Origin of the sequence: Leucobacter sp. USCH14, from assembly GCF_037619215.1 — a bacterium.
Lineage (GTDB): Bacteria > Actinomycetota > Actinomycetes > Actinomycetales > Microbacteriaceae > Leucobacter.
Map to the genome: position 1 here is coordinate 68,517 of NZ_JAQPZP010000012.1, position 11,942 is coordinate 80,458.

Sequence of the window (11,942 nt, forward strand, 5' to 3'; positions counted from 1 at the left end):
CGAGATCCCGCGAAAGGAACCCACATGGCCTACCGAGTGCAAGGCGTCGTCGTGCGAGAGAAGAACGCACCGGTGACCATCGAGACGGTGATCGTGCCGGATCCGGGGCCGGGCGAGGCCGTCGTCGACATCCTCACGAGCGGTGTCTGCCACACCGACCTCCACTACAAGCTCGGCGGCATCAACGACGAGTTCCCGTTCCTGCTGGGTCATGAGGCGACGGGTCGCGTCGCAGCGGTGGGCGAGGGCGTCACCGAGGTCGCGGTGGGGGATCGCGTGATCCTGAACTGGCGCGCCGTGTGCGGGCAGTGCCGCGCCTGCGCCAAGGGGCAGCCCCAGTACTGCTTCGACACGCACAACGCGAAGCAGAAGATGACCCTCGAAGACGGCACGGAGCTTTCGCCCGCGCTCGGCATCGGAGCCTTCATCGAGAAGACGCTCGTCGCCGCTGGCCAGTGCACCAAGATCGACGAGGAGTCGGATGCGGCCGCAGTGGGGCTGCTCGGATGCGGGGTGATGGCGGGCATCGGCGCCGCGATCAACACGGGCGGCGTGCAGCGCGGAGAGTCGGTCGCGGTGATCGGCTGCGGCGGCGTGGGCACCGCCGCGATCGCCGGGGCGCAGCTCGCCGGGGCGACCACGATCATCGCGGTCGACATCGATGATGCGAAGCTCGAGCAGGCGAAGCGCTTCGGCGCGACGCACACGGTGAACTCCCGTTCCGAAGACCCCGTCGAGGCGATTCGCGCATTGACGGACGGGTTCGGCGCCGACGTCGTGATCGACGCCGTGGGTCGGCCGGAGACCTACACCCAGGCGTTCTACGCTCGCGACCTCGCCGGTCGCGTCGTGCTCGTGGGCGTGCCCACTCCCGAGATGCAGCTGGAGCTCCCGCTGCTCGACGTATTCGGTCGGGGCGGATCGCTGAAGTCGTCGTGGTACGGGGACTGCCTGCCGAGCCGCGACTTCTCGATGCTCATCGATCAGTACAAGCTCGGCCGCCTCGATCTCGAGGGCTTCGTCACCGAGCGCATCGGGCTCGGCGACGTGGAGGCCGCGTTCGACCGCATGCACGAGGGCACCGTGCTCCGCTCGGTGGTGGTGCTCTGATGGCCGCGCGCATCGAACGCCTGGTCACGAGCGGTACGTTCTCGCTCGACGGAGGCACCTGGGACGTCGACAACAACGTCTGGATCGTCGGCGACGATTCCGAGGTGATCGTCATCGACCCCGCCCACGATGCGGAAGCGGTCGCAGAGGCGGTCGGCGATCGTCGCACCGTCGCGATCCTGCTCACGCACGGGCACGACGACCACATCCGCGCGGCGCGCGAGACGGCCGAGAAGCTCGACGCACCGCTGCACCTCAACCCGGCGGACGCGATGCTGTGGGAGACGGTGCACAAGGCCGCACCCGACGCCGAGATCGCGGACGGCGCCGTGTTCTCCGTGGCGGGAGTCGAACTGACCGCACTGCACACGCCGGGGCACTCGCCCGGCTCCACCTCGTTCTCCGCGCCGCAGCTCGGTGCAGTGTTCACGGGTGACACGCTCTTCCAGGGCGGGCCCGGCGCCACCGGTCGCTCCTTCAGCGATTTCCCGCTCATCATCGAGTCGATCCGGGGCAAGCTGCTCTCGCTGCCGGCCGAGACCGTCGTGTACACGGGGCACGGCGACACCACCACGATCGGCGATGAGGCGCCGCATCTCGAGGAGTGGATCGCGCGCGGCCACTGACATCGGAGCGCGTGACGCGGAATGACGTCCCGCGTCACGCGCGCCTTCGGGGTGTGGTGGACTCTCGACATGAGCATTCCCCGCCTCCTCGACCACATCGTCATCGCAGGCCCCGACCTGCCCTCCCTCATCGAGTGGTTCGCTCAGCGCACGGGTGTGACCGCAGCGCCGGGAGGCGCACACCCGACGGGCACCGCCAACGCTCTCGTCGCGCTCACCGTGGGCGGCGAGCGGGGGCCGCGGTACATCGAGCTGATCGGCCCCGATCCCGATCGCGCCGACGCGACGCTCCCCACCATGTTCGGCATCGACGCGCTCGTCGGCCCCGGCGTGCAGACGTACGCGGTGCATCCCGACGACATCGACGCCACCGTCGCTCGAGCGCGTGCGCGCGGGTTCGACCCCGGCGACGTCAGGGGGCTGTCGCGCCGCACTCCGGCCGGTGAACTGCTCGAGTGGCGTCTCACGGGCCCCTCGGCGGAACGCCTCGACGTTCCCTTCCTGATCGACTGGGGAGATACGGCCCAGCCGGGCACCGGCGATCTTCCGACCATCGACCTCGTCTCGTTCGTCCGCGCAGAACCCGACCCGGCGGTGCTCGAGCGTGCGGTCGACGCACTCGGCCTCGGCGACGGGGCGGCGTGCATCGTCACGGGGTCGCGACCGCGCTTCACTCTCGAGCTGCGCCGCGCCGATGGCGAAATCGTCGGGCTCTGAGGGGGCGCGACGCGGGGCGTCCCAGATCGCGCGCCCGACTAGCGGTGCAGGCGCTCCGAGACCGCGTCGAGCACGGACTCCGGCGATCCGGCAGCATCGTAGACCGCGACGAGCACGCGGCGTTCCGTGCGGTCGCCAGTGTTCTCGAGCCAGGGCCGATAGAGGCCCGTCAGGTCGCGCAGGTCATCGGTCAGCGCCGCCGCCGCATCCGCGATGCGCCCGCGCAACCACGCCCGCAGCGCCGCATTGTGCGCGGCGACGAGGGAGGCGCCGAGGGTCGACGCCACCCAGGCCGGAGTCGCCGGTTGCTGCACCTCGCGAATGTAGCGCGTGAAGACGCGCTCGTACCGGTGCGTGATGACAAGTTCGCGATCGCGCAGCGCCGGCGTCAGACGCATCAGTTCGAAGCGCAGTCGGGCCGCCTCGGGGTCCCGGAGCAGGAGACGCAGGACGTCGGTCGTCGCCGTGACCAGCGCATCGACGGGTGAGAGCGCGGTGTCTTCGAGCGCGGCCTCGAGTCGCGCGAGCGCGAGGTCGTGATCCGCGAACACCACATCGTCCTTGCTGCCGAATCGACGGAAGAACGTACTGCGACTCATGCCGACTGCTGCCGCAAGGGCCTCCGCCGTGGTCGCTTCGTATCCGCGCTCCGCGAGGTGGCGAATCGCCGCCGTCGAGCTCTCGGGCGGAGTTCCGGGCGCACGCACTGACATGCACCGAAAGTAGCACAGTTCACGCGATCTGGGACTGCGTTTCACCCGACAGTGGGTTGCTTTCGGCCGACCTTGTGCGAACTCTGCGATCCTGTCTCGCTTGACGTGACACCGCGTCTCAGGCATGCTCGGGGCAAGTGCGACGGCGGGAGCCCATCGCGGAGAGGAAGCCATGTCGAGTTCGAGGCCGATGATCAGTCAGGGAACCGCTGAGCCGGAGTACGCGCTCTGGGAGCCGCTGGACCCCGATGTCGCGGGCGTCTTCCGCGGCGTCTCGAACGAAGATCTCGCGTACCGGGATCGCGCTCGAGCGTTCGTGCAGGACGAGGTGCGCCCCGTCATCGCACGCGTGTGGGATCGCGCCGAGTACCCGCTCGACCTGGCGCGCCGTCTCGGTGAGCTCGACCTGCTGCGCGACGGCATCGACGTACCGGGCTTCCCGGAGCAGAGCCTGCTGGCGGCCAGCCTGACGATGATGGAGCTCGCTCGCGGCGACGGGTCGATCGCCACCATCGTCGGTGTGCAGGGTGGGCTCGCCCTCCGCTCCATCGCGTACTGCGGTTCGGAGGCGCAGCGCGACCGCTGGTGCGAGCCGCTCGCCCTGGGCACCGAGCTCGGTGCATTCGCCCTCACCGAGCCGACGCACGGATCGGATTCCGTGAGCCTGGAGACGAGCGCCGCGCTCGACGGCGACGAGTACGTCATCAACGGCCACAAGAAGTGGATCGGCTCGGGCAGCGTCGGCCAGGTGTCCGTGGTCTGGGCTCGTGGCGATGACGGTCAGGTGCAGGGATTCCTCGTTCCGCAGGACGCCGAGGGGTATCGGGCGACGACGATCGAGGGCAAGGTCTCGCTGCGCGCCATCTGGCAGGCGCACATCGAGCTCGACGCCGTGCGCGTCCCCGCGAGCGCGCGCATGCCCGGAGCCAACAGCTTCAAGGACACGGCTCGCGTGCTGCAGGCCACTCGGCTGGGCGTCGCGTGGTCGGCGCTCGGGCACGCGGTCGCCGTGTACGAGTGCGCCGTGCACTACGCGCAGCAGCGCGTGCAGTTCGGGCGCGCGCTCGCCGCCTCGCAGATCGTGCAGTCGCGTCTCGCCGAAATGCTGAGTGCGCTCACCTCCTTGCAGACGCTGCTCATGCAGCTCACGCGAGCCGAGGAGCGCGGCGAGCTCACCGGCCCCGGCGCATCGCTCGGCAAGTACACGGCCACCCGCACGGCGCGGGATCTCGCCCGGAATGCGCGTGATCTGCTCGGCGGGAACGGGATCCTGCTCGAGAATCGCGTGGCCCGGCACTTCGCCGACATCGAAGCGCTGCACACCTACGAGGGCACGGAGACGGTGCAGGCGCTCATCATCGGGCGCGACATCACCGGCATCTCGGCGTTCGCCTGACGGCTTCCGTGCGCGAGAGCGCGATTCGGCACATCGCCGCTCGAGCGAACAGCACGAATCGCGCTCTCGGCGCTCCGCGAGAACCTGCAATCTAGTCCGCGTCGAGCGGGTGCGGCGCGGTGGGGATGGCGCCCGTCAGCGGCCGCCCGTCACGGATCAGTCGCCGTTTGCGCACCTGCCACAGCACGGTGAGGATCACGAACCACGCGGGTGCGGCGAGGATCGAGGGCCGCGTGTCGTCGCCGTAGACGAGCGTCGCCGCGATGAACACGAAGAAGGCGAGCACCAGCCAGGGGGCGACGCGCGACACAGGCATCTTGAATCCCGAGGCCGCGTGGCGGTCGGGGTATCGCTTGCGGTAGACGATGTAGCTGACGACGATCGATCCCCAGGTGAACAGGATGAGCGTCGCGCACATCGAGGAGACGAAGGTGAACGCGGCGATGACGCCGTCGCCGGCGAACAGCAGAGGAATCGCGGCGAAGAGGAAGACGCACGTGAAGAAGACGGAGCGTTTCGGTACGCCGTGCGCATCCGTCAACGCGAACTTCGCAGGTGCATGTCCGTCCTTCGCGAGTCCGAACAGCATGCGCGTGCCCGAGTAGAGGCCCGAGTTCGCGCTGGACGCGGCCGAGGTCAGTACGACGAGCTGGATCACCACGGCCGCGAGTCCGAAGCCGGCGGTCGCAAGCGTCGCGACGAACGGGCTCTTATCGGGCGAGATCTCGTCCCACGGGGTGACGGCCATGATCACGGCCAGTGCTCCGATGTAGAAGATCAGGATGCGCACGACGATCGAGTTGATGGCCTTGGGGAGGGTTCGTCGCGGATTCTGGGTCTCCGCGGCCGCTGTGCCCACGAGTTCCACGCCGATGAACGAGAAGATGCCCATCTGGAACCCGAGCACGAAGCCGCTGAGGCCCATCGGGAACACTCCGCCGTGCTCCCAGAGGTTCGCGATCGAGGCCGTCGTGCCGCCCGGGGACTGGAACTGCGTCGCCATGAGGATCACGCCGACCGCGATGAGGCCGAGGATCGCGACGATCTTGATGATCGCGAACCAGAACTCGGTCTCTCCGAAGAACTTCACGGGCTGCAGGTTCAGCAGAGTGAGCACAGCGGCGGTGACGAGCGCGGGCACCCAGGCCGGGATGTCGGGGTTGAACCACTGCACATAGGCGGTGATGGCGACGATATCGGCGACGCACGCGATGACCCACGAGAACCAGTAGTTCCACGAGACGAAGAACCCTGCCCAGGGCCCCAGCATGTCCTTCGCGATATCGCCGAACGTCTTGTAGTGGAGGTTCGAGAGCAACAGCTCACCGAGCGCGCGCATGATGAAGAAGACGAAGAACCCGATCACCAAGTACACGAGGATGATCGAGGGGCCGGAGACGCTGATGAGCTTGCCGGAGCCGAGAAACAGGCCGGTGCCGATCGACCCGCCGATGGCGATGAGCTGCAAGTGGCGGTTCTTCAGGCCGCGCTGCATGCCTCCATCGTGTTCCTCAATCGAGGTGTCCGGTGCCCGGCCTTGAAAGGCTCCTGTTTCGATACTGGTCATGACACTCCTATGTGCGCTGCGCGTCGAAGGCTTCGACGAGTTGGGTGGTGAAGGTGCGAGCCCGCTGTCAGGCGACCACGCGGAAGGTGGCGAGGGCCGGATCGGCCGCGCCGCGTACGTATCCGGCCGGGCTGGCAGAGGTAGCACGCAGGAAGGAGACGACTTCGGCGGAGAGCACTTCTCCGGGGAGCACGTTCGGTACTCCAGGCGGGTACGCCGCGAGTGCGTCGGCGGAGACGCGGCCGACGGCATCCGTCGCGGACACGACTGCGACGTCGCTGAAGAACGCTTCGCCGAGACCCATGGCGCGTTCGCACTGCGAAGGGAGGGCGATGGGGCGTTCGGGCTCGACATCGGCTTCGGGGAGCGCTTGCAGCGCTTCGAGGAAGCGGTCTACGTCGATCGCCGAGGTCGCACCGACGAGGGCGAGCAGTGCCGACGGAGTGGAGAGCTCGCAGTAGATGCGGTGATCCCGGAGCAGCAGGTGGTGGGCATCACCGCCGGTAATGCCCGCGCCGCGCGTGTCGATGGCGATCTTGAGCGGATCGTTCGCGATCGCGTCGGCGCGCGCGAGCACGTCGGGCGTGGCGTCGCGGTACCGTCGATCGGATCGGATCGCTCCGCGGATCGCCTGCGCCGCGTCGATCGCGCGCCCCACGAGATCGGGGCGGGTGGCGATGTGCATGCGGGCCTCGTCGAGGGAGGCCAGGAGGAGGGCGCTGCTCGACGTCGACTGGAACGAGCGCACGACGCGGTCGATGAGCGATTCGAGCGCCAGCGCGTGCTCCCCGTGGCCGAGGTGCAGCATCGCGGACTGGGTCAGCGATCCGGCCGCTTTATGCGTGCTCGAGATCACGAGATCGGCGCCCAGGCGGGCGGCGTTGACTGGGAGCTCGGGGTGCATACCGAAGTGCGACCCCCACGCCTCGTCGACGATGAGCGGGACGCCGTGATCGTGGGCCGCGCGGGCGATCGCGGCAATGTCTGCGACCGCGCCGAAGTAGCTCGGTGACACGATGTAGACCGCGGCGCTTTCGGGGTACTCGGCGAGCGCGTCGGCGACCTGCTCAGCGGTCACGCCGTGCGAAGCCCCGAGCCCGACGTCCACGGATCCCTGCACGAAGTGCGGTTCGAGTCCGACGTGCGTCGCCCCGTCGATCACGCTGGAGTGCACGCTGCGCTGCATCACCACGTCGGTGCCGAGCGCGCGGGCGACGGTCGTCGCGACGTGATTGCCGCCGGAGGCGCCGTTGGTGATGAACCACGTGCGGCTCGCGCCCCACGCCTCTGCGGCGAGTTGCTGGGCGCGCATCAGCGGTGTTACGCGGCCTGGTGTCGTGAGGTGCCAAGTCTGCTGGTCGACCGCGCTGAAGAGCACCGGGAAGTCGATGCGCATGGCATCGGCGCCGACGAGCGCGGCGACGCCGGGGGCGTTCTCCACGACGCCGTGGTGCGCTGGCACGTGCAGGCGCTGCCAGTCCTGTTGAGCGAGGGAGCGCAGGGCGTCGACGTACGGGGTCTCCTGCTGGCGGGCAGCGGGGTCCGTGTGAGCCGCGTCTCGGCGGTGAAGTGAATCGAGCACGCCCCTCACCATAGGGAAGCACTGCCCCCTGCGGAATATCAAGTATTCGTACTGAGTGACATAGTGTGTATCTGGTGATGACCCTGCAGCAGTTCCGCGTGCTCCTGGCTGTTCGGCAGCACGGCAGTCTCACGCGCGCCGCCGATGCACTGCACTACGGCGTGCCGACCGTGACGCATCATCTGCGCGCGCTCGAGTCGCACCTCGGCACGGAGCTTGTCGCGCGCGACCGCAACGGGGCACGACTCACGGAGCTCGGGGCGCTGTTCGCAGACGAAGTGGCTCCCGTGCTGACCCGGATCGAGCGCGCGGAGCGCGCTGTGCTGGAGCTGCGCGACGCCGGGGCGGTGACCCTCAGAGTGGGCACATTTTCTTCCATGGGGTCTCGGCTGATACCCGCCGCGATCGCAGAACTCCGTGAGCGCAGCTCGGTGCGCGTGGAGGTCGTCGAGGCTGAGCCCACGGAGGTGGTGCGCATGGTGCGGGCAGGAGACGTGCATGCAGGACTCATCTACCATGTGTCGACGGAGCCCGGGTTCGTCGGAACCGATCTGGTGCACCGCTCGCTGTTCTCCGAGCCGTACCGCGTGCTCGTGTCGAAGCACAGCTCACTCGCGGATCGCGCCGTGCTCGACTTCGCCGATCTTGCGGAGGTCGCGTGGGTCTGCAGCAGGAGCGACGACGAGGCCTCCGACCGGGTGCTGCGCCGCGTGTACCAGTCGATCGGTGTGCCCATGCGCGAACTCATGCGGACGGATGATCTCTATATGATCCATGGGCTCGTCGCCGAGGGGCTCGGCTGCGCCCTGACCACCGGCGCGGCGGTCGACGCCGACTTCGATGTGGTGCTGCGCCCGGCGGAGCAGGACCTCGGGGAGCGACGCGTCTCCTTCGTGACGCGACGCGGCCAGATGCCGGCGGCAGTCGGGTGGTTGGGTGAGATCCTCGAGCAGCTCACGGCGGGGCGGCGGTGATGCATCGCGCTCTCGGCGCTCCGCGAGAACCTACAACCCCAATCCGCGAAGCGCCCCGCGCACCGACTCCTGCGCCTCCTCCGCGGTCACCTGGCCGGTGAGCCAGCGGCCGGAGAGGCCCTCGACCAGCGCGGTGAGCATCAGCGCGGCGGCGGCCGGGTCGAGATCGCTTCCGCGATCCCGCACCGCCTCGGCGACGAGCAGCTGCACCGACCGCTGCCAGGCCGCAGTCGAGCGGGCGACGGCGGCGGCCTGCGCCGGCTCGAACACCGCGAGCGCGCGCAACTCGTTCCAGGCCGTCGAGCCCGCACGAACCTCGGGTTCGTCGCCGAACTCGGAGCAGAGGAGCGCGCTCAGGCGTGTCGCCGCCGTCGCGGGTTCGGGGGAGCGTCGCGCGCGATCCTCGGCCCGCTCGGTCACGTGGTCGAGGGCCGCCTGCAGCAGCCCGTCGCGGTCGCCGAAGTGGTAGGCGAGCAGACCGATCGAGACGCCGGCCGCGCTCGCGACGTCGTGCATGCGGAAGCCGCGGATGCCTGCTCGCGCGATCGTCTGCTCGCACGCGGTGAGGATGCGCTCTCGTGCGTCGTTCGACACCCGGACTCCCTCCGATCGCGCGCCCGCTTGACATGGGCGCGACGGCAACTGAAACTGTTTTCAGGATAGGCGCTCGTCAGGGCGTCGACAAGCGCGAGTTCCGCACCGCGGTGCGGGAGACGAGGATGTTCATGAACGAAACGACCACCCCCTTCGAGCTGATCGAAGCGTCGATCGCAGAAGTGCTCGACGCCCTCTCCCGCGGCGAGATCACCAGCACCTGGCTGACTGAGCGCTATCTGGCGCGCATCGAGGCGTACGACCGCGGAGACGACGGGCTCAATGCGATCGTCGTCGCCAACCCGAACGCGCTCCGCGATGCCGCAGAGTCCGATCGACGCTGGCGCGAGGGGCTCGCCCGGCCGCTCGAAGGGGTGCCCTTCACGGTCAAGGATTCGTACATGGTCGAGGGCCTCACGGTCGCGTCCGGGTCGCCCGCCTTCGAGCACCTGGTCGCGCAGTGGGACGCCTTCACGGTCGCGCAGCTGCGTGACGCGGGCGCCGTACTCATCGGCAAGACGAACATGCCCCCCATGGCCGACGGCGGGATGCAGCGCGGTGTCTACGGACGCGCGGAGAGCCCGTACAACCCCGAATTCCTCGCCGCGGCGTACGCATCGGGCTCCTCGAACGGCTCCGGCGTCTCCACGGCGGCGAACTTCGCCGTGTTCGGAATGGGGGAGGAGACGGTGTCTTCGGGCCGCAGCCCCGCATCGAACAACGGGCTCTGCGCCTACACGCCCTCGTGGGGCGTGCTCAGCATCCGAGGCAACTGGCCGCTCTTCCCCGCCCGAGACGTCGTGGTTCCGCACACTCGCTCGATGCCCGACATGCTGCGCGTGCTCGACGTGCTCGTACAGGACGATGCGAATACGCGCGGCGACTTCTGGCGCAATCAGAACGTCATCGACCTGCCGAGCGCGAGCGAGCACCGGCCCGCGAGCTACCTCGACCTCGAGAACCCAGACGCGCTGCGGGGCAAGCGCTTCGCAGTGCCTGCGATGTACCTGGGCGAAGACCCGAACTTCCCGATCGAGGTGCGGCCCTCGGTGCTCGCGCGTTTCGCCGAGGCCCGTGCACGGCTCGAGGCGCTCGGGGCAGAACTCGTCGTGACCGACTTCCCGCTCATCGAGCAGTACGAGGGCGACCGCCCCGGTCAGGAGAACGTCGGGGCGCTCGGCGTGCTGCCGGAGGGGTGGATGGACACCGAGTTCAACCACTTCCTCGCCTTCGGCTGGGACGACTTCCTCAGGGCGAACGGCGACCCGAGCATCCCGAATCTCGGGGCGGTGGATCCGGACACGATCTTCCCCCAGCCTCCGGGCGCGCTCCCCGACCGCTACGAAGAGGTCGAGGACTACGAGAACCGGTATCGCGCGACCGTCGCGATGGCGCAGGAGGGCATCTCGGACCCCCGTGATCGCGGCGACTTCGCCAAGGGGCTGCGTGCGCTCGTGCAGCTGCGCGAGCAGCTCTTCGAGTCATGGCTCCGCGAGCATCGCTTCGACGGTGTCGTGTTCCCGGCGAACGCCGACGTGGGAGCGTGGAACGCCGACGTCGATCAAGAGGCGGCGGATCGGGCCTGGTCGAACGGGGTCTTCTTCTCGAACGGCAACTACGCGCTGCGACACCTCGGAATTCCGACGGTGACGACGGCGATGGGGATGATGGATGACATCGGCATGCCGATCGGCATCACCTTCGCGGGTCGCGCGTACTCCGATCCCGAACTGCTCGCCTACGCCACCGCTTTCGAAGCCGGTGGCAGCGGCACGCTCCGGGTCGCTCCGGATTCGACGCCCGCGCTGCCCGAGGATCGGGTCGGATAGGGCCGGGCCGCCGAGGGGCCGGCGCTCCGATTCAGCCGGCCCGACCGGCCTCGGAGTCCGTCTCGGCCTCGCCGAGCGGCTCTGAGAGCGGGACGTATCGGTCGACGCTCAGCGCGAGCCGACGCAGCAGCACGCCGAGTCGATCCCGTTCGGATTTGGGAATGCCGCTCAGCAGGCGCTCCTCGGAGTCGGTGAGCCGAGTGATCGCCGCATCGACCAGCGTCAGGCCGCGAGGCATCATCTCCACGAGCACTCCGCGGCCGTCGTTCGGGTCGGTGAGGCGCCGCACCAGTTCGCGCTCCGCCATACGGTCGATCCGGTTGGTCATCGTGCCACTCGACACCATCGTCTGCTGGCCGAGCAGTTTCGGGCTCTGCCGGAACGGCTCGCCGCTGCGGCGCAACGCGGCGAGCACGTCGAACTCCCACGACATGAGGCCCGATCGCTCGAAGGCGTGCGCGCGTGCGCGGTCGATGTGCTTCGTCACCCGCCACATGCGCGAGAAGATCGCGAGGGGAGCGAAATCGAGATCCGGGCGCGCTGCCTCCCAGTCCGCGATGATCCGGTCGACCTCGTCTTCGTGTTTCATCCCACCATTATCGAGCCAGGGCGGCGGTGTTCGCGACCTCGCGTGGTGCGGCGGCGCTCGGAGCCGTGGCAGACTAGGAGCCGTGCCGAAATCGGTGCGGTCCGCCTTGGTGTAATGGCAGCACGACAGCCTTTGGAGCTGTGAGGTCCAGGTTCGAGTCCTGGGGGCGGAGCGATGGAACGAAGCATCGCTTCGGGTCATTGCTCCGTGCGGCGCTCACAAGCGCCGTCGATATGGGGTAGCGC

At 68.8% G+C, this 11,942-nt stretch carries 11 protein-coding genes and 1 tRNA gene; 7 read left to right on the forward strand and 5 right to left on the reverse strand.

Going from position 1 to position 11,942, the window contains the following annotated elements; genetic code table 11:
* Window positions 1-24 precede the first annotated feature (24 nt).
* From PQI23_RS11935 to PQI23_RS11945, 3 genes are all read left to right on the forward strand, one after another.
* The gene (locus PQI23_RS11935) at window positions 25-1,110 is read left to right on the forward strand and encodes an S-(hydroxymethyl)mycothiol dehydrogenase (RefSeq protein ID WP_339974804.1); all 1,086 of its coding nucleotides are present in this window, start codon (window positions 25-27) and stop codon (window positions 1,108-1,110) included.
* Window positions 1,110-1,736, forward strand: coding sequence for an MBL fold metallo-hydrolase (locus PQI23_RS11940; RefSeq protein WP_339974806.1), 627 nt, complete (start codon window positions 1,110-1,112; stop codon window positions 1,734-1,736). The genes PQI23_RS11935 and PQI23_RS11940 overlap by 1 nt, the downstream gene beginning before the upstream one ends.
* Before the next feature lie 69 nt (window positions 1,737-1,805).
* Window positions 1,806-2,453, forward strand: coding sequence for a VOC family protein (locus PQI23_RS11945; protein ID WP_339974808.1), 648 nt, complete (start codon window positions 1,806-1,808; stop codon window positions 2,451-2,453).
* 38 nt (window positions 2,454-2,491) lie between these two features.
* Here PQI23_RS11945 and PQI23_RS11950 read toward each other — a convergent pair whose 3' ends face one another.
* Window positions 2,492-3,166 carry a TetR/AcrR family transcriptional regulator gene (locus PQI23_RS11950; protein WP_339974811.1) on the reverse strand — a complete coding sequence of 225 codons (675 nt, stop codon included), beginning with the start codon at window positions 3,164-3,166 and terminating at the stop codon, window positions 2,492-2,494.
* A gap of 172 nt (window positions 3,167-3,338) precedes the next feature.
* Between PQI23_RS11950 and PQI23_RS11955 the strand changes: the two genes are divergently transcribed.
* Window positions 3,339-4,562: an acyl-CoA dehydrogenase family protein gene (locus PQI23_RS11955; RefSeq protein WP_339974813.1), complete on the forward strand. Its 1,224-nt coding sequence runs from the start codon at window positions 3,339-3,341 to the stop codon at window positions 4,560-4,562.
* Window positions 4,563-4,653: 91 nt separating this feature from the next.
* Here the strand turns inward: PQI23_RS11955 and PQI23_RS11960 are convergent, their stop codons facing one another.
* Window positions 4,654-6,129: an amino acid permease gene (locus PQI23_RS11960; RefSeq protein ID WP_339974815.1), complete on the reverse strand. Its 1,476-nt coding sequence runs from the start codon at window positions 6,127-6,129 to the stop codon at window positions 4,654-4,656.
* Between the two features lie 67 nt (window positions 6,130-6,196).
* Window positions 6,197-7,711: an aminotransferase class I/II-fold pyridoxal phosphate-dependent enzyme gene (locus PQI23_RS11965; protein ID WP_339974817.1), complete on the reverse strand. Its 1,515-nt coding sequence runs from the start codon at window positions 7,709-7,711 to the stop codon at window positions 6,197-6,199.
* Between the two features lie 77 nt (window positions 7,712-7,788).
* Here PQI23_RS11965 and PQI23_RS11970 point away from each other — a divergent pair, with 77 nt between their 5' ends.
* Window positions 7,789-8,685, forward strand: a complete 897-nt coding sequence (locus PQI23_RS11970) for a LysR family transcriptional regulator (protein WP_339974829.1) — start codon at window positions 7,789-7,791, stop codon at window positions 8,683-8,685.
* Window positions 8,686-8,715: 30 nt separating this feature from the next.
* On the opposite strand, the gene PQI23_RS11975 is transcribed toward PQI23_RS11970, so the two are convergent.
* A complete protein-coding gene (locus PQI23_RS11975; protein WP_339974819.1) occupies window positions 8,716-9,279 on the reverse strand; it encodes a TetR/AcrR family transcriptional regulator in 564 nt (187 codons plus the stop codon).
* Window positions 9,280-9,410: 131 nt separating this feature from the next.
* Between PQI23_RS11975 and PQI23_RS11980 the strand changes: the two genes are divergently transcribed.
* Window positions 9,411-11,108, forward strand: a complete 1,698-nt coding sequence (locus PQI23_RS11980) for an amidase (RefSeq protein WP_339974821.1) — start codon at window positions 9,411-9,413, stop codon at window positions 11,106-11,108.
* A gap of 31 nt (window positions 11,109-11,139) precedes the next feature.
* On the opposite strand, the gene PQI23_RS11985 is transcribed toward PQI23_RS11980, so the two are convergent.
* Window positions 11,140-11,697: a MarR family winged helix-turn-helix transcriptional regulator gene (locus PQI23_RS11985; protein WP_339974823.1), complete on the reverse strand. Its 558-nt coding sequence runs from the start codon at window positions 11,695-11,697 to the stop codon at window positions 11,140-11,142.
* Between the two features lie 100 nt (window positions 11,698-11,797).
* Between PQI23_RS11985 and PQI23_RS11990 the strand changes: the two genes are divergently transcribed.
* Window positions 11,798-11,869, forward strand: a tRNA-Gln gene (locus PQI23_RS11990).
* Window positions 11,870-11,942: the final 73 nt, after the last annotated feature.